The sequence below is a fragment of the Ruegeria sp. G5 genome, from assembly GCF_056533365.1.
On record NZ_JBQFOK010000001.1, the window covers coordinates 312,762 to 332,633 of the forward strand.

The 19,872-nt window shown below is 57.1% G+C and carries 19 protein-coding genes; 10 read left to right on the plus strand and 9 right to left on the minus strand.

Annotated features, from left to right (window positions below):
* The first annotated feature begins 47 nt into the window (after positions 1-47).
* Positions 48-2,492, plus strand: coding sequence for a GcvT family protein (locus ACR0BD_RS01510; RefSeq protein WP_480828475.1), 2,445 nt, complete (start codon positions 48-50; stop codon positions 2,490-2,492).
* Complete coding sequence (locus ACR0BD_RS01515; RefSeq protein ID WP_480828476.1) at positions 2,489-3,841, plus strand: MmgE/PrpD family protein; 1,353 nt, start codon at positions 2,489-2,491, stop codon at positions 3,839-3,841. The genes ACR0BD_RS01510 and ACR0BD_RS01515 overlap by 4 nt, the downstream gene beginning before the upstream one ends.
* Positions 3,842-3,893: 52 nt before the next feature.
* Here ACR0BD_RS01515 and ACR0BD_RS01520 read toward each other — a convergent pair whose 3' ends face one another.
* The 5 genes from ACR0BD_RS01520 to ACR0BD_RS01540 are packed head-to-tail and all read right to left on the minus strand — an operon-like array spanning position 3,894 to position 8,484.
* Complete coding sequence (locus tag ACR0BD_RS01520) at positions 3,894-6,035, minus strand: hypothetical protein (RefSeq protein WP_480828477.1); 2,142 nt, start codon at positions 6,033-6,035, stop codon at positions 3,894-3,896.
* Complete coding sequence (gene motA, locus ACR0BD_RS01525; protein ID WP_480828478.1) at positions 6,032-6,901, minus strand: flagellar motor stator protein MotA; 870 nt, start codon at positions 6,899-6,901, stop codon at positions 6,032-6,034. Before motA ends, ACR0BD_RS01520 begins: the two co-directional genes overlap by 4 nt.
* A 45-nt stretch (positions 6,902-6,946) precedes the next feature.
* Complete coding sequence (locus tag ACR0BD_RS01530) at positions 6,947-7,531, minus strand: MotE family protein (protein WP_480828479.1); 585 nt, start codon at positions 7,529-7,531, stop codon at positions 6,947-6,949.
* On the minus strand, positions 7,528-7,977 hold the full coding sequence (locus tag ACR0BD_RS01535) for a hypothetical protein (RefSeq protein ID WP_480828480.1): 450 nt from the start codon (positions 7,975-7,977) through the stop codon (positions 7,528-7,530). Before ACR0BD_RS01535 ends, ACR0BD_RS01530 begins: the two co-directional genes overlap by 4 nt.
* A 9-nt stretch (positions 7,978-7,986) precedes the next feature.
* Positions 7,987-8,484 (minus strand): flagellar basal body-associated FliL family protein, encoded by a 498-nt coding sequence (locus ACR0BD_RS01540; RefSeq protein ID WP_480828481.1) that lies wholly within the window; start codon positions 8,482-8,484, stop codon positions 7,987-7,989.
* Between the two features lie 119 nt (positions 8,485-8,603).
* Here ACR0BD_RS01540 and fliF point away from each other — a divergent pair, with 119 nt between their 5' ends.
* Genes fliF through fliP form a run of 4 tightly spaced genes read left to right on the plus strand, consistent with a single transcriptional unit; the run spans position 8,604 to position 11,800 of the window.
* On the plus strand, positions 8,604-10,193 hold the full coding sequence (gene fliF / locus ACR0BD_RS01545; RefSeq protein WP_480828483.1) for a flagellar basal-body MS-ring/collar protein FliF: 1,590 nt from the start codon (positions 8,604-8,606) through the stop codon (positions 10,191-10,193).
* Positions 10,193-10,789: a FliH/SctL family protein gene (locus tag ACR0BD_RS01550; protein ID WP_480695675.1), complete on the plus strand. Its 597-nt coding sequence runs from the start codon at positions 10,193-10,195 to the stop codon at positions 10,787-10,789. The genes fliF and ACR0BD_RS01550 overlap by 1 nt, the downstream gene beginning before the upstream one ends.
* Positions 10,782-11,069, plus strand: coding sequence for a FliM/FliN family flagellar motor switch protein (locus tag ACR0BD_RS01555; protein ID WP_480695673.1), 288 nt, complete (start codon positions 10,782-10,784; stop codon positions 11,067-11,069). The genes ACR0BD_RS01550 and ACR0BD_RS01555 overlap by 8 nt, the downstream gene beginning before the upstream one ends.
* Positions 11,069-11,800 (plus strand): flagellar type III secretion system pore protein FliP, encoded by a 732-nt coding sequence (gene fliP / locus ACR0BD_RS01560; protein WP_480828485.1) that lies wholly within the window; start codon positions 11,069-11,071, stop codon positions 11,798-11,800. Before ACR0BD_RS01555 ends, fliP begins: the two co-directional genes overlap by 1 nt.
* Before the next feature lie 4 nt (positions 11,801-11,804).
* Here fliP and ACR0BD_RS01565 read toward each other — a convergent pair whose 3' ends face one another.
* Both ACR0BD_RS01565 and ACR0BD_RS01570 read right to left on the minus strand, forming a co-directional pair.
* Positions 11,805-13,247: a sensor histidine kinase gene (locus ACR0BD_RS01565; protein WP_480828487.1), complete on the minus strand. Its 1,443-nt coding sequence runs from the start codon at positions 13,245-13,247 to the stop codon at positions 11,805-11,807.
* Complete coding sequence (locus ACR0BD_RS01570; protein WP_480828490.1) at positions 13,244-13,978, minus strand: response regulator transcription factor; 735 nt, start codon at positions 13,976-13,978, stop codon at positions 13,244-13,246. Before ACR0BD_RS01570 ends, ACR0BD_RS01565 begins: the two co-directional genes overlap by 4 nt.
* 217 nt (positions 13,979-14,195) lie before the next feature.
* On the opposite strand from ACR0BD_RS01570, the gene ACR0BD_RS01575 reads away from it, so the two are divergent.
* The 4 genes from ACR0BD_RS01575 to ACR0BD_RS01590 are packed head-to-tail and all read left to right on the plus strand — an operon-like array spanning position 14,196 to position 18,370.
* Complete coding sequence (locus tag ACR0BD_RS01575) at positions 14,196-15,440, plus strand: ABC transporter substrate-binding protein (RefSeq protein WP_480828492.1); 1,245 nt, start codon at positions 14,196-14,198, stop codon at positions 15,438-15,440.
* A gap of 58 nt (positions 15,441-15,498) precedes the next feature.
* Positions 15,499-16,371 (plus strand): carbohydrate ABC transporter permease, encoded by an 873-nt coding sequence (locus ACR0BD_RS01580; RefSeq protein WP_480828494.1) that lies wholly within the window; start codon positions 15,499-15,501, stop codon positions 16,369-16,371.
* On the plus strand, positions 16,364-17,269 hold the full coding sequence (locus ACR0BD_RS01585; protein ID WP_480828496.1) for a carbohydrate ABC transporter permease: 906 nt from the start codon (positions 16,364-16,366) through the stop codon (positions 17,267-17,269). The genes ACR0BD_RS01580 and ACR0BD_RS01585 overlap by 8 nt, the downstream gene beginning before the upstream one ends.
* Positions 17,270-17,272: 3 nt before the next feature.
* Positions 17,273-18,370, plus strand: coding sequence for an ABC transporter ATP-binding protein (locus tag ACR0BD_RS01590; protein ID WP_480695663.1), 1,098 nt, complete (start codon positions 17,273-17,275; stop codon positions 18,368-18,370).
* Positions 18,371-18,442: 72 nt separating this feature from the next.
* Here the strand turns inward: ACR0BD_RS01590 and ACR0BD_RS01595 are convergent, their stop codons facing one another.
* Both ACR0BD_RS01595 and ACR0BD_RS01600 read right to left on the minus strand, forming a co-directional pair.
* Complete coding sequence (locus tag ACR0BD_RS01595; RefSeq protein WP_480695661.1) at positions 18,443-19,051, minus strand: MlaC/ttg2D family ABC transporter substrate-binding protein; 609 nt, start codon at positions 19,049-19,051, stop codon at positions 18,443-18,445.
* Complete coding sequence (locus tag ACR0BD_RS01600) at positions 19,041-19,856, minus strand: MlaA family lipoprotein (RefSeq protein WP_480695659.1); 816 nt, start codon at positions 19,854-19,856, stop codon at positions 19,041-19,043. Before ACR0BD_RS01600 ends, ACR0BD_RS01595 begins: the two co-directional genes overlap by 11 nt.
* Positions 19,857-19,872: the final 16 nt, after the last annotated feature.

Consider the following 19,872-nt stretch of genomic DNA (forward strand, 5'->3'; position numbering starts at 1 on the left):
GGCTGACTTTGCCAAAGGGCGATGTTTTGCACGAGGAGAGCCGGACGATGAAAACCCATGCACAGGCGGTGGTAATCGGAGGAGGGCTGGTTGGATGTTCCATCCTGTATCATCTGGCGAAACTAGGCTGGAACGATGTGGTCCTGCTTGAACGGGATGAGCTGACGTCAGGCTCAACCTGGCACGCAGCGGCAAACATTCACGGGCTACACGACAATAACAACGTCACCCGCCTGCAGTATTACACCATGAACCTATATAAGCAGCTGGAACAAGAAACGGGCCAGGGATGCGGCGTGTTCCAGTCCGGCTCATTGTATTTGGCGCAGACGCAGGATCGGGAACATCAGCTGCGTCTGCAAGAAGCCAAAGCGCGGTATTACGGCCTGAACTTCTATGAAGTCAGCCGTGAAGAAGCGATGGAGTTGCACCCGTTGGCACAGTTCGACGACATTCGGTGCATCATGTTTGAACCGGACGGTGGCAACGTCGATCCCTCGGGTGTAACGCATGCTTATGCTGCTGGAGCACGGGCTTTGGGCGCCATAATTGAGCGGTTTTGCCCTGTAATAGGGACTGATCAGCAATCAGATGGGTCATGGATCGTGCGCACTGAAAAAGGCGACATCCATACGCAATGGGTGGTCAATGCAGGTGGGCTTTGGGGGCGCGAAGTTGCTGCCATGGCAGGGCTGACCCTTCCCTTGCAGCCAACCGAGCATCAGTATTTCGTGACAGAAGCAATCGAAGAGGTCGCCGCGCTGGGTCGGCGGCTGCCTTCAATTGCAGACCGGGATGGGGAATACTACTTCCGGCAAGAAGGCAACGGGCTGCTGATTGGCGCCTATGAAAAAGACATGCGGTTTTGGGCCGAAAACGGGACGCCGCTGGATTTCGCCCATGATCTTTTTCCGGATGACTTGGACCGCATAATGGAAAACGTCATTCGCGCGACAGAACGCGTGCCATTGGCCGCAACTGCGGGTGTAAAGCGCGTCATCAACGGGCCAATGATCTGGTCTCCGGACGCAAACGCGATTTGGGGGCCGGTTCCAGAGCTGAAAAACTACTTCTGCTCTACGGGCATCATCCCTGGGTTTTCACAGTCTGGCGGCTTGGGTCTTTTAGCGGCGCAATGGATCATCGAGGGCGAGCCGCAATATGACATGTTTGCATGGGATTTGGCCCGGTTCGGGGATTGGGCAGATCAGAAATTCACCAAAGCGCGGGTCCAGGACGCCTATACGCATCGTTTCGCGATCCATTTTCCGAACGAAGAACGCGCCGCGGGCCGTCCTGCACGCGTCCGCCCCACTTATATAATGCAAAAGGAGATGGGCGCGGTCTTTGGCATGAACTGCGGTTGGGAGCATCCTTTGTGGTTTGCGGATGCTCCGGATGTGACGGAAACGACCGGCTTTACCCGTCAGAATTGGTGGGAAACGGTTGGGCGCGAGGTCAAGATGCTGCGGAATCATGTGGGCGTGATCGATATCTCGAACTTTGCGAACTACGTGGTCAAAGGACCCGGAGCGCACGATTGGCTGGATCGCGTCGTTGCCAACCGCGTTCCAACAGAAATCGGGCGATCTTGCCTGACCCCGTTGATCTCGGTTAGGGGCGGTATCGCAGGGGATTTCACTATCACCAAAGTTGCGGATGACGAATACATGATGATCGGGTCTGGCATGGCTGAACGCTATCATCAGCGGTTTTTCCGTATGGTAGACCTGCCCAAAAACACCACCTTTGAAATCGCGACGGATCGGATCGCCGGTTTCAATATTGCGGGTCCAAAATCCCGCGACCTGTTGCAACGGTTAACCAATGCTGACCTGTCCAACGATGGATTTCGGTTCATGCGATCTCGTGTGATCGATGTTGCCGGTGTTACATGTCTGGCGATCCGTGTCAGCTTTACCGGTGATCTCGGTTGGGAACTGCACTGTGCCGCAGAAGATCAAATCAGGCTCTATACAACGCTTTTGGACGTTGCCAATGATCTGGACGGAGGGCCTGTTGGGAGCCGTGCACTTGGATCTTTGCGCATCGAAAAAGGCTATGGGTCATGGGGTCGCGAGTATTCGCAGGAATATTGGCCGCAAGAGGTCGGGCTGGCTGGCCTGATCAAGCTAGATAAGGATTTCCTGCACAAGGATGCCTATCTCGCAATTAAGGACAATGCACCTCGAGAGGTCTTGTCTGTCTTTTCAGTTGACGCCAAAGAGGCTGACGCGTCGGGTGGTGAGCCAATCTTTTCGCTGGACGGGACGCCCGTTGGGCGCGTGACTTCAGGGGCTTTCGGCTATTCCGTCGGAAAGTCTCTGGCGTTGGGCTATGTCGACCCCAAACTTGTCCAACCGGGGGAAACGGTCGAGGTTTTCATTCTGGGCGAACCCCACCGCGCGACCTTACTCGCCGAGCCGCCATTTGATCCTGAGGGTCATCGCCTGCGCGATACCGTTCAACCTGCCGCAGAGCTCGTCAAATGAGCGATACGTTTTCCCGCGTTGCCGATTTTGTTCTGAACCGGTCTTCGGATGATATGCCCGACAGCGCGAAAGAGGCCGCAGCGCTGCTTATGCTGGATACGATGGGGATCCTCATTGCTTCGGGGCCGATGGAGGCCGGGGTAATCGCGCGCGACACTGCAGCTTTGCTGTTTGCCAGCCACGACCCGTCTTATTCTGCACGGATGATGTTCGATGGTCGATCCGTCAGCATGGCGGGTGCCGTCTATGCCGCTGCCACGCAGACCGACAATCTGGATGGGCATGATGGGTACAACCCCACAAAGGGCCATATCGGTGTGGTCGTTTTGCCTGCTCTGGTGGCACTGGCGGAGAACTGTCCAGATTTAACCGGGCCAGAATTGCTGTCTGCCGTCGTGACCGGATACGAAATCGCAGGTCGGGCCGGGTTGTCCCTGCACAGTTCTGTCAGTGATCACCATACGTCCGGGGCTTGGAATGCGCTGGGCGTGGTGGCCATGGCGTCCCGATTGCGTCGCCACTCGCCCGAACAGATGCGACAGGCCATGGGCATCGCCGAGTATCACGGACCACGCAGCCAGATGATGCGTGAAATTGCGAATCCGACGATGCTGCATGATGGCTCTGGCTGGGGGGCGCTGGCGGGAATGTCTGCTGCGGTTCTGGCCGAGCGTGGGTTTACTGGCGCGCCGGCGATTACGGTCGAAGCCCCGGAAGCCTCAAAATTTTGGCAGGATCTGGCGCAGTTTTGGCAGATCGAACATCAATACATAAAACCCTACCCAATTTGTCGGTGGGCCCATGCAGCCATTGATGGTGTCCGCGCATTGCTGTCGGCCAACAATCTGAAGCATGAACAGATAGAAACCATACAAATCAACAGTTTTGACGAAGCTGCGCGTCTCTATGCGGGGATGCCCGATACGACATCTCAAGCGCAATACTCTTTGGCATTCGCAGTTGCCGTTCACGCGATTTATGGGCGGATTGGGGTGGAACATATCTCAGGCGCGGGTTTGCGCGATCCTGCCGTTGCCGCGCTGTTGGAGCGGATTCATGTCGCGGAAAGCCCTCGTCATTCAGCGCGCTTCCCCGAGGGGCGATGGGCGGATGTACAGATAACCACCGCGGATGGTCGCGTGTTCGACTCGGGCGACTTACACGCTCGTGGAGGACCGGAACACCCGTTTGGCAGGGCCGAGGTGATCGACAAGTTCAACGCCTTCGCGTCACCTGTGATCGGGATCGAACGCGCGGCGGCAATCCAGAGCGCAGTATTGGGATGGACCAGCCCGTCTTCGCGGTTCTCGGACCTATCCGAATGGCTTTTCGACCCGCCCGAAAGCTGAGCGGTAAAACAGCATCACTGTGTCGCCTGCGGAATGATTGCGCTGGCCCTTTTTACGGGCCAATCGCATTCAGCAGCTCAGCAATCGTTTGGCGAGCATCCGCGCTGTCTTGCAGCAGAATCCGGGCATCGGCCAATGGTTTTTCCAGCTCTCGTGGGGGAGGTGCTGCGATCTTTTGTGACAGCCGGTTGACCTCTCCGAATTTCGTATCGCGCGTTGGGGCGATCCTGTCAGGTTGATCCGCCAACCAAAACAGCCTGTCGGCTGCACCAACGTCCGCCAGCTCATTCAACAATTCTGCGGCTGCAGCCAGGTCCCCAGTTGCCATCATAGCCTGCGATTTGATTTGCAGCGCACCTTCAGATGTGTCGTTTTCCAACTCTAACATGGCGCGGTGCGGGCGTCCCTGCAGCAACGATGCCTTCGCCCTTATTTGTGCGCGTTCGGCCCGGTGCTGTTTGTCTTGTGACCGATTGGCGAGAGTATATGCGGCCTGCGGGAAACCGAGTTTTGCCAGTCGCGCTGATACTGACGTTGCCACGGTTGTACTGAGTGCTGCGCTGATCTCGTCAGAAAGTGTCAACGCACGGCGTAGAAAGGTCACGTCATTGGCACGCTCACTCGCCAGGTGAATGACCCGGTTCAGCGCGGCCTCGCGTTCAGCACCGATTGGGATTTGACCGGCGACACCCAATGCCGCGTCAAACTCATTATTCAGGCTCAGAGCGACTGCATGCGCGCGCATTAGTGTCGGATGCATGTCTGATTTACGGTGTTCAACTGCAAAGGCCGCCGCCAAACCCAGTTCTTGAGGGGAAACGGATCCTCGGTCCATCCAGCGTTTTTCCACAAGGCGCGCCATCGCAAGAGGGGCTTCTTTGTCTGCGTCCTCTGCGTTGATGGCGTCGGCCAAGTGCTTTTCTGCCTTCGGGCCATCGGCTTTCGCAGTCGCAACCGTAGCCTTGGCTTGCGACACGCCAGCGCTGGTGCTGGCTTCTATGCGATCAACGGCTCTCAGGACACGTTGCGCCGCTTCAAGCTTGTCGGCTGAGACCAAAATGTCGGACAGTTTGGGTCCGAGATGCCGCCGCAAATGCGCAGGAAGGGCGGTAAAGGTTTGCTCGATACGGTTCAGATTCGCATCACCGCTCAATTCACCTTCCGTCAGCATTGCCCAAAGCGCGACATCGCCGTCACAGCGCTGCAGACCCTGAAACGGGTTTTCACCAGAGAGTTGACCGTGGTCCAGGTATTGCGCGATCGCGGACACCCTATGTGTTTCGGCCGTGCTGAGTTGAGACAATTCCAGTGTATCAAGTGCTTCGGCACCAAACCCGTGATAGGTATATAGCTTCGCCAGCTTCAGCGCGCTGTCCCTATCAACAGTGTCAAACTCCTGAAACAGGGCAGAACGATGCGCCGCAACCAACACCGAAAACGGGGCTTCGCTGGACCACGTGTTAAATCCCAGCTCTGTGTCAGACACACAGACAGGGGGGCGTTCAGTGTCAGTCACATCCGGACCCAATAGGCCATCCAGTTCATCAAAAACTGATGTGACGTTAATGTTTGTATATAAGTCAGTCTGCGGAACCCGCACGTTTTGGGCCAGTGACGATCGGGGTCCCAAAGGTGCTAGGTTGAGGTCCACGAGACTACGATCCGCACCTTTGAGGACTTGGGCAGACAACTGGTTTTCGAGACTTCGTGCGTTCAGATTGAGCAGTGGCAAAGGAAGCGTTTCCCAAGACCGCTCTGGGTCGACCGTACTGATTTCCGCCGCTACTTTCGGCAGGATCGGTGGCGGGATGCTTGCATCTATCGGCGGCAGTTTGGTCGCTGGCGCGATATCCACAACAATCATCGTGTCTTGATACAAAAACGAAGACGCGGCACATTCACAACCGAACTGTAATTCCAGCACGTCTCCGGGGTTCTTTTGCGATATTGCCGAAAGCCTGTTCTGAGTCAGGCGCTGAAATACCGACGCGGTGCTAAACGTCACATCCGCTAAATCGACTTTCAATTGCGCACCATTTTTGGTTTGCGCAAACTCCCATTCCGTGCGCGCAGGGATCTGAACGACAAGGCGTGTATACCCTTCGTGTTCACCTGATCGAACCGTCAATTGTTGGGCAAAGGCCGCGCTCGCTATCCCCAAAGCGAACGCTGTCGCAAAAGCAATCCGGATCATGCCGCAGCCTGCTTGAGCTCTTTCAAAGCTTCCTCAAGTTCGGAAAAACCGGGGCGATTATGCGTTGGCGTATTCTGACGGCCAACTTCAATACACATGGCGGCATTATGGTCATGCAGATTGGCGACCAGGACTTCCTTGATCAGTTGATAGAAGTGATTGTCCTCCTCAACCACAGCTTTCAATTTCCCGGCGAAGGGCCCGACCAGACCGTATGCCAGAAAAACCCCCAGAAAGGTCCCAACCAAAGCGCCGCCGATCAACTTGCCCAGCACCTCGGGTGGTTGGTCGATTGAGCCCATCGTTTTGATAACACCCAAAACAGCCGCGACAATTCCCAAGGCGGGCAATCCATCCGCAACTGTCTGCAACGCATGGCTGGAATGCATGGCGTGGTGGAAATTTGCCTCCATCCGCTTTTCCAGAACTTCTTCCACTTGATGTGGATCGTCATAATTCATTGAGGCAGACCGCATCGTGTCGCAAATCAGATCTACGGCCTCCTTGTCTGCTTGGATCTTGGGGTAGTTCGAAAAGAGCGATGAGTTCTGGGGGTCTTCGATATGTTGCTCAACCTCGACCGGGTTAGTCTTGGCAATGCGGATCAGCGAGAACAAAAGGCATAGCAAATCCCGGTAGTCATCGGGTTTCCATTTGGGGCCTTTGAATACTTTGCCGATATCTTTGACGGTGTGCTTTACCGCGCTCATATCATTGCTGATCAAAAAAGCACCGACAGCCGCGCCACCGATCATCATCATCTCGAACGGGAGCGATTTCAAAATGATCGTCATTTTTCCGCCTGCGGCGAGGTATCCGCCGAAAACCATTGCGAAAATAACTACGATTCCGATTATTCCGATCATGTGCGTTCCCCGGCAGTGTAATTTGCGGAATTGAATTTCATGAGGTTATTCCTGCGGCGCGGCAGCATTTCGACCGGCCATGATGACACTGATCGTGTAAGCGGCCTCGGGGCTTAACCCTGCAAGAACGCCAGCTGCCGCATCGGCGGGCATGCGTGACAGGAAACCGGCTGCAAATCCTGGGTCCATCGTTTCAAACAAGGCGGCGGCGTCTTTCGCTTTCATTCTTTGATAGACATCAGTGAGGCGCGTCAGATCGCTCTCGGCCGCCTTTTCCGCGTATGAGAGCGTTTCTCTCAGGCTCGCTTCTGCCTCCTGCAACGCGGCTAGCCGTAATTCGATCGCATCACCCGCAAGCTGCAGGGCTTTTTCCCTGTCCAGCGCGGTTGCCTCCCGCTTTTCCAGTGCTTTCTCGCGACGCAACAACTCTGTTAATAACTCATCCGCTCCTGGCAGATCAGGCTGCACAATGGGCGATCCAGTGTTGGATGGGTCGGCTTCTTTGGCCAAAGCCGGGCCCGCCTCGAGCCCCAGACGAATGGCGGCTGAGCCGATCATTAACAATGAGATCACGGCAAGCACGCCCCCTTTGGGTCGGGTGGAACGCTTGCCCAAAACCTTTCCCTTCATGGAGTGACCTCTTTGCGGTCGCGGCTGTGGCGCATGAACATCAACCCGACAGGACGTTTGATCGGTTCCACCTGCACTGGATCAGAATCCACTTCTGCTTCAGTGTTGTTCTCTGATTCTGAAAGGTCGATTACCGGGGGCGCTTCGACGGGATCCTCATCGGGGATGACGTCGTGCATGGAAGCCATCGTCAGCTCCAGGCGTTTGGCCACAGATTCAGCACGCTGCGTGAGGTCGTTCAGCTCTACACCTGCCTGTTCCGAGGCCGAGCGCGCTGCGTCCAGAGACCCTTTCAGCTCATCAACCTGCGACGATAATACGGCAACAGCGCCGCCCACGCCCTTTTCCAGATCCGTAAACCGCCTAAGACGCCGGGACAGGACGAAACAGTACAATCCCGCGCCCAAAGCACCGGCAACAAGCAAAATATCTGCGATCAATTCCATTTTCGACTCCTAATTCAGTACGAATTCCATGACGAGGACATCGCGTACGCGGTTCTCACCGACGACGATGCCGATTCGACGGAGCAGGTGGCCGCGGATACGCATCAGGGCCAGTGAGTCCTCAAGGTCCGAGATTTCCACCGCGCGCAGGTAGCTGTTCAGAACGTCCATGATTCGTGGCTTCATTTTCTCCACGTCGGCGATGTGTTCAGAATCAACCTCAAGCTGGGCGTGAAACTTCAGATGTCGAGAATCGCCGGTTTTGACCGACACGATCACCGGCAGAAGGTCCACGAAGCCAACATCGGGCAACGCCTTGGATGGTTTGTCCTTGTTTTGTTCTTTGGCCCCTGTTTCTGCGCGTTCGGGCCCAATTGGCAGTACGCCCGAGGTGGTCGCAAAATAGCCACCCGCAGCCCCGGCCACCGCCAGAATCACACCGATAATCAATCCCTTTTTCCCAGATTTTTCTGGGGCTTCTGCCTGTTCTGCAGTCGCGTCAGCCATGACGTCCTCATTCCTACGTTCTGAAGCTGTCATAACCCGGCAGGGACTAACCGATTGTTAAGGGCAATCGTTCAAACAAGGGATGCGTCGGGCAGAACGCCGGCGAGTCGGAGGTGAATGTGCAGCAGATCGGAACTGTCTGGGCAAATTTGGACAGGCGTAAACAAATCATCGTTGCCGGTGCAGTTGTGCTGGTTTTTCTTGGGGTCCTTGCAATGTCGCGGATGGTCAGTGCGCCATCGATGACCTTGCTGTATGCCGGGCTGGAAAGCGGTGCGGCGGGCGACATTGTTCGATCGCTGGATCAGCGCGGTGTTCCCTATGAGATTCGCGGCGGCTCGATTTACGTGCCCGGCTCACAGCGTGACGAACTGCGGATGACATTGGCCAGCGAAGGGCTGCCCGCGAATGGGAACAGAGGGTACGAACTGCTGGATTCACTCAGCGGTTTCGGCACTACGTCGCAGATGTTCGATGCCGCTTACTGGCGTGCAAAAGAGGGCGAGCTTGCGCGTACGATTGTTGGCAGTGCGCATATCAACCAGGCGCGCGTTCATATTGCAAACGGGTCCTCGAACCCGTTTCAGCGCAGCGTGGCACCCACGGCTTCAGTATACCTTGTGCCATCGGGGGGCGACATAACTTTGGATCAGGCCAAGGCCGTTCGGTTTCTGGTCTCGTCCGCAGTCAGTGGCCTGATGCCGGAAAACGTTACGGTGATCGATTCGAATGGCGCAGTGATTGGGGCGCAGGACGGCGCTGTTGCAGCAGACACCGCGGACGACAAATCGCGCCAGCTGCGCGAACGTGTTCTAAGACTGATCGAAGCTCGTGTCGGCGCGGGGAATGCCGTGGTCGAGGTCAGCGTTGATACAGTCACCAAGACAGAGTCGATCCGTGAAAGGCGTTTCGATCCGAATGGTCGGGTGGCTATCAGTACCGACGTTGAAGAACGTTCGGACAGCGCCCGAAACCAATCGGCAGATGTCACCGTGGCGTCAAACCTGCCGGATGGGGACGGTGCGGGCGGTGATGAATCGAACTCAAACGCGACCCAAACCCGGGAGCGCGTGAATTATGAAGTCTCCGAAACAGAGCTTGAAGTTCACAACGCGCCCGGTGCCATCAAACGACTGACCGTTGCGGTGCTGGTCAACGGAACGACCTCAGTCGCCGCAGACGGAACCGAAACTTTCGCCCCGTTGCCGGAACAGGAAATGGGTGCTTTGAAAGAGCTTGTTGCCTCGGCCGTCGGATTTGATTCGGAACGCGGTGACGTGATTACGCTGAAGTCCATGGATTTGCCCACCGTTGAACCGCAAGGCACGGTCGCTTCGGTTTCGATCTGGCAGAATGTGCATTTGGATGCGATGTCGCTTGTCCAAATGGCGGTACTGGCTGTTGTATCGTTGGTTCTCGCGTTGTTTGTCATTCGGCCGATCCTGACGAAACCCGTCGTGGCCCCGGCGCTGTTGCCTGCGGGTTCACCCTCGGAACCCGAAACCTATCTGACCGGAGAAATTGCAACAGACGAAGGACAGCAATTCCAGGCGTTGCAGGCACAGGAACAATCCGGCGGGGTCCCCGCCCTTGCAGCCCAACAAGCCGCGGATCCGGTCGACCGGCTCAGGGCAATGATCGGCGATAAACAGGAAGAAACCGTCGAAATTCTGCGCAGTTGGCTTGAAGAAGGCGAGGAGCGCGTCTGATGTCGATTGCACACCTTCTTGAGGATTTCACCGTGCAGGCCAGCGGCGGTAAGCTGCACCTGCTGGACGAAGATGCGCTTGAGGAACAGCGACTGGCCGCGTTCGAGCAGGGATACAGCGCGGGTTGGGAAGACGCGCTTCAGGCGCAGGAACAAAGCCGGGGGCAGGTATCGGCCGACTTGGCCCGGTCGCTGCAAGACATGTCCTTTACTTACCACGAAGCGATGAGGCGTATGAGCCTGTCATTGGAGCCTTTGTTCCAAAGCCTCGTTCATGCCGTTTTGCCGGAAACGTTGGAACAAGGGTTTGCCCTACGCCTGGCCGAACAGCTGGTCGATATGGCCCGTGATGAGATCGGACAACCCATGCAGATATTCGCAGCCGGTGGACAGGTGGATGACATCAAGGCGTTGCTGCCAGCAGACCTTTCGCCACCTGTGGCCGTGATCGAAGACCCCTCGCTAACGGAGGGGCAGGCAAGGCTGCAAGTGGGTGTTTCACAGCGTGAGGTCGATACCGCCGGTCTGCTGGCTTCGATCTCAGGGGCCTTCGACGCGTATGTATTCGAGACAAAAAAGGCGACAAGCAATGAGTGACCCGCAAAATATGAAAACCGAAAAACCAAACCCGTTCGAAGCCGTCCCGATTGAGGTCACAGTTTCTGTCGGACGTGCCCGCCCATTGATCCGAGATTTGTTGAACATGGGAAAGAATGCGGTGCTTACACTGGACAAACGGATTGAGGATCCGGTCGATCTTTATGTGGGCGATCAGCTGGTAGCACGCGGTCTGTTGGAAGAGATGGAAGGTGACCAGCCGGGCCAACTGGCTGTCCGGTTGACGGAAATCGCCGATCTGCAAAACGGAATAGGCTGATGCGTGCCCTCTTGTGGGCGTTGGTCGCCGTCGCGCTGTTAAACCCCAGCCTTGCAGCAGCGCAGGACGTTTCGTTGTCTCTGGGTGAAGGTGGCTCAATTTCTGCGCGCACGATTCAGTTGATTTTGCTGATCACGGTTCTGAGCCTTGCTCCGGGATTGGCCATCATGATCACCTGTTTCCCCTTCCTGATCACGGTATTGGCGATTTTGCGACAGGGCATCGGCTTGCAGCAATCGCCGCCAAACATGTTGATCGTCAGCTTGGCGTTGTTTCTCACCTATTTCATTATGGAACCCACCTTTACTGAGGCCTGGACTACGGGCATCCGCCCAATGGTCGAAGAAAAGATGGAGGTAGAACCCGCGCTGGAGCGTGCCTTGGCACCTTTCCGAGCCTTCATGGCAGCGCGTTTGGACCCGGATACGTTTCACTCCATGGCGGCGCTGCGCCCGGGTGGTGACACTGTGGACGTGTCACCAGATGCGCCTCTGTCGATCCTGATGCCGTCATTCATGTTATCCGAAATCGCGCGGGCATTTCAGATCGGATTTCTGATCTTTCTGCCATTCCTGATCATAGACCTTGTTGTTGCGGCAGTTCTGATGTCGATGGGGATGATGATGGTGCCGCCAGCGACCGTTTCTTTGCCCTTCAAGCTGGCATTCTTTGTTATCGCGGATGGCTGGTCGTTGATTGCTGGTGCGCTGGTACGCAGTTACATGACGTGAAAAGTCAGTGCCGGGCTATTTGCAGGCGGGCGCGGAGCCCGTGATCGCCCGCTTCGAAGCTTAGGGATCCGCCGTGCTGCTCGGCGACAGTGGCCGCGATGGTCAGACCCAATCCGTAGCCGTCCGAGGACCCTGTGTTCGATCCCCGTAGGAATGGTGCCATCAAGGCCTCGATATCGGATACAGAAAGATCGGTGCCTTTGTCCTCGACAGTTATTGTCGCCATATGGGCATCGGTTTCCAGTTGGACATCTGCGTGCCGCCCATATTTCAACGCGTTGTCAACAAGGTTGGTCAGCGCCCGTCTAAGCGAAATTGGTCGTGCCATAACCAGCATGCGGCGCGTTTCGGTCAATGACCCTTGCCCCCTGCGTGACATGAAAACGGACGGTGCTCCCTCGACTTTGACTGGGTCGGTTTTTTGCAATGCGACCGGCAGGCCCATGTCCTGATAATCTGCCACCAGCGACTCGACGAGGGAGGTCAGGGAAACCTGGCGAGGCTCCTCAACACTGAGTTCCGACCGCGTGTAAGTCAGCACGCTTTCGATCATGCCAGTCATCTGATCAACGTCTGCCTCAAGCTTTTCACGCAGTTCGTCGTCGGGGATCAGGGCGGCCCGCAACCGCACGCGCGTTGCAGGCGTTCCAAGATCGTGACTGACGCCGGACAAGACCGTTGCACGTTTTTCCAGCTGCTGCCGTTCGGCATCAAGATGGGCATTGACCGCAGAAACGATGTCGCGCAATTCACCGGGGCCATCGGTGTCATAGCTATCCGGGCCGCCCCGCCGTTGTCGCATGCGCAAAGCGTGCGCGAACCGAGTGAACGTCTCGGACACGTTGCTGACCGAGGTCAGGATCACGGCCAATGCGACAATGCCAAGTATGATTGCGGGCAGCCGCAGGTCTGTCGGTGCTGCGCCACATCCCCAGATTTCGGTTCCGTCCACTTTTTGCCACGACCCGCGCCCGAATTGCGCGATCAAGATCGGCTCACTGCAATATGTGGCCAGCAGGCGGGTCAGATGCCCCATTTTCTCCGGTCCGGTCTGATCGCTGCCGGATACGATGTCAGAGACAGGGTACACCAACCTGTCGGACATGATGGCCAGTGTCAGCTCGCGACCGCTGAGCGGTGACGAACTGTCGGTGAGGATCGACAGGTTCGTGACAAACCGGCGATCGGAAAATCCCGGTAATTGCTGAAACTCGCCTTTGTTGGCCAGCACCGCTTCGGCTGGAGATAGCGGAGTGATGGACAGGCCCGCTGACGGGGCCATCCCGGTCCGTAACTCTTCATAAACGGCAAAGCCTGCCACAAAAGACTGCGTTACGAACTGGTTCCACGCGCGCGCTGAGGCGAACCACATGACGGCTGACAGCAACCCTGCCGCAAAGGCGGAAAGAACCCATAGCCAACCCAGTTCGCGCAGGCGCAATGTCATTCGTCGTGCACCGAAACATCAGCTGCAAAGACATAGCCCACACCACGTTCCGTGCGCAGCATCTGTGGATCTTTCGGATTGGCCTCGATCTTGGACCGCAGCCGCCCAACCAGCATGTCTATGGCGCGGCCCTGCGCTTCGGACTTGTCGGCATCGCCCGTCACATCCAGTGCCGCCACGATTTCATCGCGGGTCAGGGGTATGTGCGGATTGGCCAGCAACACTTTGAGCAGCGCTGTCTCTCGTTGTGACAGGGAAACAAGGTATCCTTCGGGTGAATGCACTTCGTCTCGTTTGCCGTCATAGAGCCAGTCATCAAAGCGAAAGCTGCGGGTCTGTCTGCGATAAGCCAGTGACGACGTGCGCCGCGCCCTTTGCATGACTGCTCGTACGCGTGCCAGCAACAACTGTGGATTAAACGGCTTGGCGATATAGTCGTCGGCGCCGACCTCATATCCCGCCATGCGCTGGTGATCCGCCGACAGGGCGGAAACAAGGATGATCGGAACATCCTGTTCCGCGCGCAAGGTGGCGCAAATGTCGACACCGTTTTCATCGCCCAGCATGACGTCCAACAGGATCAGGTCGATACGGCCCGCATTCAGATGTGTTCGTATTTCGGCCTGAGAGCTTGCTGGAAGCGCGATGAACCCGTTTTGCTGGAGGAACTGTGTCATCATTGACCGCATCTCTGGGTCATCATCCACCACCAAGAGCCGTGGAATGCTCACTGTCTTTATCCTCCCGTTCTCTGCCCCTCTGGCGTCGTCAATTGTAACGAACGGAAACAGATTCAATGTCAACGTAACACGCTGTAACAAAAGCGGTGAAAAATTGGACGGTTTGGGTGAATCGCCGCGGATTCCGCGTTGCCAGACGGCACTTGAGTCCCAGTATGACCGTCATCGCTGCTGCGGCAGTCACTGAGTTCTCTAGGGAGGAGACACTATGAAGCGTTTTTCATTTGCCACCGTATCGACGCTGGCGGTCATTGCCGGATCGACGGCTCTGGCCGGTCCAGAGGCCGAGGTACTGCATTGGTGGACCTCGGGCGGTGAGGCCAAATCGGTAGCCGTCCTGCAAGAAGAGTTTGCCTCGAACGGCGGCACATGGACTGACATGCCGGTCGCTGGCGGCGGTGGTGATGCAGCTATGACCGCGCTGCGTGCGCGTGTTTTGTCCGGCAACGCTCCCACGGCTGTTCAGCTGAAAGGCCCGGCCATTCAGGAGTGGTATGAGGAAGGTGTTCTGGCCGACATTTCCTCGGTCGCCGAGGCCGAAGGGTGGGCCGATGTTCTGCCAGCTTCGATCGCGGGTCATATGAAATGCGATGGCACATGGTGTGCAGCACCGGTTAACGTACACCGTGTCGACTGGATCTGGGCAAACGCCGACGTTCTTGCAGCAAATGGCATCGAGATGCCGTCCACATGGGAAGAATTCAACGCTGCTGCTGAAAAGCTTCAGGCCGCTGGTGTGATCCCGTTGGCCCATGGCGGTCAGGCATGGCAGGACGCGACCGTGTTCGAAACCGTGGTTCTGGGCATTGGCGGACCGGAGTTCTTCCAAAAGGCGCTGGTCGATCTGGACGCAGATGCTTTGACTTCAGACACGATGGTTCAGGTCTTTGATCAGATGCGCACAATGCGTGGTTACGTGGACGAAAACTTCTCGGGCCGTGATTGGAACCTAGCCACCGCGATGGTCATGAACGGCGAGGCCGCATTCCAGATCATGGGCGACTGGGCCAAGGGTGAGTTCCTGGCGGCGGGCAAAAAGCCCGGTGAGGACTTCCTGTGTGCCTCGACCCCCGGTGATGGCTACCTGTACAATGTCGACAGCTTTGCCATGTTCGACGTAGACGGCGACGACAAGAAAGCCGGTCAGGACCTGTTGGCCAAGCTGATCGTTGCGCCGAACTTCCAGAAAGTGTTCAACCTGAACAAGGGCTCGATCCCGGCACGCACTGACGTGGCACTGGATGACTTTGACATCTGCGCCAACCTGTCGGCCGAAGATATGGGCTCGACCTCGGATGCAGGTTCTCTGCTGCCGTCCTATGCCCACGGCATGGCGCTGCGCGGGTCGCAGTCTGGTGCGATCACGGATGTTGTGACTGCGCATTTCAACTCGGATATGTCGTCGGCTGACGCGGTTCAGCAACTGGCGGCGGCAGTGGCTAACAGCTACTGATCCAAATCGCTCTGCCCCCTATACTGATGGGGCAGAGCATCTTTCCCCGGAGGAAATCATGTCCGAATGGCTGGAAAACCACCTGCCCAAGGTGGTGCTGGCACCGTCGTTCATTGCCGTATTGATCTTTGTCTACGGCTTTATCGGATGGACGGCTTGGGTGTCGCTGACCCGATCGAAACTGTTGCCGAAATACGAAATCAAAGGCTTCATTCAATACGAACGCCTATTTGAATCCCCTCGTTGGGATACGGCAATCAACAACCTGTATATCTTTGGCGCGCTGTTTATCATCGTTGCGATGGTTCTTGGCCTGTTGCTGGCCATCCTGCTGGATCAGAAAATCCGTGTCGAAGGGGCCATTCGCACGATCTACCTCTACCCCATGGCGCTGTCGATGATCGTGACCGGTACAGCGTGGAAGTGGATTTTGAACCCGGGGTTGGGCATCGAATCCATGGTGCAGGGCTGGGGTTTCACGAATTTCGAGTTCGACTGGCTGGTGAACCCGGACTACGCGATCTACACCATCGTGATGGCCGCGATCTGGCAAAGCTCAGGCTTCGTGATGGCGCTGTTCCTCGCTGGTCTGCGGTCAGTGGACGGTGAGATCATCAAGGCCGCCCAGGTCGATGGCATCCCCACATGGCGCATCTATACGGCGATCATCATCCCCTCGATGGCCCCGATCTTTCTGTCCGCCTTCATCGTGCTGGCGCATCTGGCAATCAAAAGCTTTGATCTGGTCATCGCGCTGACAGGTGGCGGTCCGGGCTACGCAACCGATCTGCCGGCCACATACATGTACGCCATGGCGTTTTCACGCGGCGATATTGGTCAGGCGGCCTCGTCTGCGATGATCATGATGCTGGTCGTCTTTGCCATCGTCGTTCCCTATCTTTACTCAGAGCTGAGGGCGAAAAATGACTGATCTGTCGATGCCCCAATCCCAAACCCAAACACGCAGCCAAAGTGCAACGGGCAAGATTGCCTTGCGTTGGTTGCTCTATGTCCTGCTGGGCCTCTTTGCGCTGTACTACCTGATGCCGTTGTTCGTGATGTTGACCACATCGCTGAAAAGCCTTGAGGAAATCCGCACAGGCAGCCTGATTTCCTTGCCGCGCGAGGTCAGTTTTGACGCCTGGAAAACCGCATGGTCGGGCGCCTGTACGGGTATCCAGTGCGAAGGTCTGCGGCCTTATTTCTGGAACTCGGTCCTGATTGCGGTGCCTGCGGTGGCGATCTCGACCCTGCTGGGTGCGCTGAACGGCTATGTCGTGGCGCAATGGCGGTTCAAAGGCGCGAACATCATCTTTTCGCTCATGCTGTTTGGCTGCTTTATTCCGTTTCAGGTGGTTTTGCTGCCGATGGCGCGCCTGTTGGGCATGATGGGGATCGCGGGGACCATTCCGGGCCTGATCTTTGTCCATGTGATCTACGGGCTGGGCTTCACCACTCTGTTTTTCCGCAACTACTATGTCACCATCCCGTCCGAGCTGACCAAGGCCGCGCGCGTCGATGGGGCCGGGTTCCTGCGGATTTTCTGGTCGATCTTCCTGCCGCTGTCGCTGCCGATCATCGTTGTGACCGTGATCTGGCAGTTCACGCAGATCTGGAACGACTTCCTGTTCGGCGTGTCGTTCAGCCAGGCGGGCACGCAGCCAGTGACCGTGGCGCTGAATAACATCGTAAACTCCACCACCGGCGTCAAAGAATACAACGTCGACATGGCCGCCGCGATCATCGCGGGGCTGCCGACGCTGCTCGTCTATGTCGTTGCCGGTAAGTATTTCATCCGCGGCCTGACCGCCGGTTCTGTGAAGGGATAAATCATGGCCCCGATCCTTGATATCAACAAACTCTACAAGAATTACGGCGCGACCGAGATTCTGAAGGACATCAACATCTCGATAGAGCCGGGCGATTTTCTGGTGCTGGTTGGCCCCTCGGGCTGCGGTAAATCCACCCTGCTGAACTGCATCGCAGGGCTGGAGGAAATCACCGGCGGCACCCTGTCCATTGGCGGCAATGACATGACCCATGTCAGCCCCAAGGACCGCGATATCGCGATGGTGTTTCAGTCCTATGCTTTGTACCCAACCATGAGCGTAGCCAAGAACATCACCTTTGGCATGAAAGTGCGTGGGGTGGATCAGGCCACGCAGGACGCCAAGCTGAAAGAAGTCGCTCAACTGTTGCAGATCGAACCGCTGCTGAATCGCCGCCCCAGCCAATTGTCGGGCGGTCAGCGTCAGCGTGTGGCGATGGGTCGGGCGCTGGTGCGCGATCCCAAGCTGTTCCTGTTTGACGAGCCGCTGTCCAACCTCGACGCCAAGCTGCGGGTCGAGATGCGGACCGAAATCAAGAAGCTGCATCAGACGCTGGATGCGTCCATCGTCTACGTCACCCATGACCAGATCGAGGCGATGACGCTGGCGACCAAGATCGTCGTGCTGAAAGGTGGGGTCGTGCAGCAGATCGGCACCCCGGCCGAGATCTACAACAACCCGGCCAATCTGTTCGTGGCCGATTTCATGGGCTCACCGGCGATGAACCTGATCCCGGCGCAGGCGCATAAGAACGGAGCGGGCACGCAGATCGCGATTTCACGCGAAAGTGGCGAGACGCTGGTTCTGAACGACGCGCGTGATCTCGCACTGCCCAAGGATGTGATCCTGGGCCTGCGTCCCGAAGACATCGCCGAGGCCGGGTTCCGTGCGGGCGATGGCGTGCAAGAGGCCGAATGCCTGGTGGATATGGTCGAACCCGCGGGGGCGGATACCTATGTGGTTTCGGAACTGGGGGGCAAACAGGTGACGGCGCGGCTGCATGCAGAAACCAGTGCGCAGGCCGGTAAAGTTCTGAATCTGGCCTTTGACATGAGCAAGGTCTCCTATTTTGCCAAAGAAACTGGCGAACGACTGAACTAAGGCCGGCAAGGCCCCGACAAAAAAACGCCGGCCGATTGGACGGCGCGGCGTTTTTGCGATTTGGTGTTGCGATCAGCTCAGCTTGTTCTGGTTCATGTCCTTGATCAAGCGGTTCAGATCACCGCCGCGGGCGTCCAGCATCGCGCCGACTTCTGTCCGCTCGGTCAGCAGCATGTTTACGCCTTCGATAAACATGTTGAAAAACTTGTCGCTGCCCGACTTGTCAGATACCAGGAAGGTCACCTCGAACGGGGACGACCCCTGCAGCTTGACCGAGGTGCGCACCTCGTAACCTGCCTTGATTTTGCGCGCATTTCGAACGGTGACCTGACCGCCGATGAATTCACGGAAACGGCGGCCATATTTGTTCGAGATATAGCCCTGAAACGCGCTGGTGAACTGTCGTAGTTGAGCGGGGCTGGCCGAGCGGCCATCTGCACCCAGCACATATCGGGCCATGATCGGCACGTCGGCATATTGGGTAAAGATCTTCTCGAAATCGCGGATCATCGCATTCTCGGACTTGCCCGAGGCAATCACACGGTTGATGTCATCCACGACACTGACCACCAGCGCCTTGGCACTGGCTTCGGTCTGGGCAAAGGCGGGCAGGGCGGTCAGCATCGCCCCGGCAAAGCCAGTGGCAATGAAACCGCGTCGGTTCAGTTGATTATTCGGCATATGGGTCCTCGTAGGGGTCTAGGAAGGGGTCCCTGACAGGGTCGGTCCCGGTTACGGCGTAAGGGTCGTCATAGAGGTCCAGATAGGCCTCTTCGTCATCGCGTGCCAGTTCAAAGCGTCGGTTTTGCAGATAGATCGTCTGCGCCTGCGCGTAACTGTCCGCGCTTTCATACAAGATCGAGTCCACAGTGTCCGAGAACCGGCCCCGATCGCCCATGCGGCGGACCACTTCGGCATAGACACCGATATTGTCGACCGGGCGAACCGGAGAGAAGTTGATCGGGTTCGAGAACAGATTGACCACAACGCCGATCGCGTCGCGTTGCGTCGATGGACCATAGAAGGGCAGTTCGACATAGGCGCCTTCGCCCACACCCCAAACATGCAAGGTTTCACCGAAATCGGTATCAACCGGCGGCAGGTTCAATTCGTCTGCGGGTTTGGCCAGCCCGGCCCCCCCGACGGTCGTATTCACCGCAAAGCGCAGCAACGCATTGCCCGATTGTTTCAGGTTGCCCTGCAGCAGGTAGTCCAGTGCCTGTCCCGGCATCGTCAGGTTTTCCGCGAAATTGCTGAAGCTGGTCACAACAGGGTCCGGCACGATCTTGACATAGCCTTTGGAGGCCGGACGGAACAGGAACCGGTCGACGCCAAGATTGAACTTGTGAATCCCGCGGTTGTTTCTCTCATAGGGGTCGAAAGTTGCACCCGGCGGGGTTCCTTCCGGGGGCCGCGTGGCACAGGCACCCAGGATTGCCAACAGGGACAGAACGATCAGGGGCTTAAAGCTGGTCTTACTCAACACGGTCTTTGCCACTCCA

Bases quoted from the DNA above. Each gene is read 5' to 3' on its own strand.
- ACR0BD_RS01515 (WP_480828476.1), top strand. From the start codon at position 2,489: ATGAGCGATACGTTTTCCCGCGTTGCCGATTTTGTTCTGAACCGGTCT.
- ACR0BD_RS01535 (WP_480828480.1), bottom strand. From the start codon at position 7,977: ATGGAATTGATCGCAGATATTTTGCTTGTTGCCGGTGCTTTGGGCGCG.
- ACR0BD_RS01555 (WP_480695673.1), top strand. From the start codon at position 10,782: ATGAGTGACCCGCAAAATATGAAAACCGAAAAACCAAACCCGTTCGAA.
- ACR0BD_RS01510 (WP_480828475.1), top strand. From the start codon at position 48: ATGAAAACCCATGCACAGGCGGTGGTAATCGGAGGAGGGCTGGTTGGA.
- ACR0BD_RS01550 (WP_480695675.1), top strand. From the start codon at position 10,193: ATGTCGATTGCACACCTTCTTGAGGATTTCACCGTGCAGGCCAGCGGC.
- ACR0BD_RS01590 (WP_480695663.1), top strand. From the start codon at position 17,273: ATGGCCCCGATCCTTGATATCAACAAACTCTACAAGAATTACGGCGCG.
- ACR0BD_RS01565 (WP_480828487.1), bottom strand. From the start codon at position 13,247: ATGACATTGCGCCTGCGCGAACTGGGTTGGCTATGGGTTCTTTCCGCC.
- ACR0BD_RS01530 (WP_480828479.1), bottom strand. From the start codon at position 7,531: ATGAAGGGAAAGGTTTTGGGCAAGCGTTCCACCCGACCCAAAGGGGGC.
- ACR0BD_RS01520 (WP_480828477.1), bottom strand. From the start codon at position 6,035: ATGATCCGGATTGCTTTTGCGACAGCGTTCGCTTTGGGGATAGCGAGC.
- ACR0BD_RS01575 (WP_480828492.1), top strand. From the start codon at position 14,196: ATGAAGCGTTTTTCATTTGCCACCGTATCGACGCTGGCGGTCATTGCC.
- ACR0BD_RS01580 (WP_480828494.1), top strand. From the start codon at position 15,499: ATGTCCGAATGGCTGGAAAACCACCTGCCCAAGGTGGTGCTGGCACCG.
- ACR0BD_RS01595 (WP_480695661.1), bottom strand. From the start codon at position 19,051: ATGCCGAATAATCAACTGAACCGACGCGGTTTCATTGCCACTGGCTTT.
- motA (WP_480828478.1), bottom strand. From the start codon at position 6,901: ATGATCGGAATAATCGGAATCGTAGTTATTTTCGCAATGGTTTTCGGC.
- ACR0BD_RS01540 (WP_480828481.1), bottom strand. From the start codon at position 8,484: ATGGCTGACGCGACTGCAGAACAGGCAGAAGCCCCAGAAAAATCTGGG.
- ACR0BD_RS01585 (WP_480828496.1), top strand. From the start codon at position 16,364: ATGACTGATCTGTCGATGCCCCAATCCCAAACCCAAACACGCAGCCAA.
- fliP (WP_480828485.1), top strand. From the start codon at position 11,069: ATGCGTGCCCTCTTGTGGGCGTTGGTCGCCGTCGCGCTGTTAAACCCC.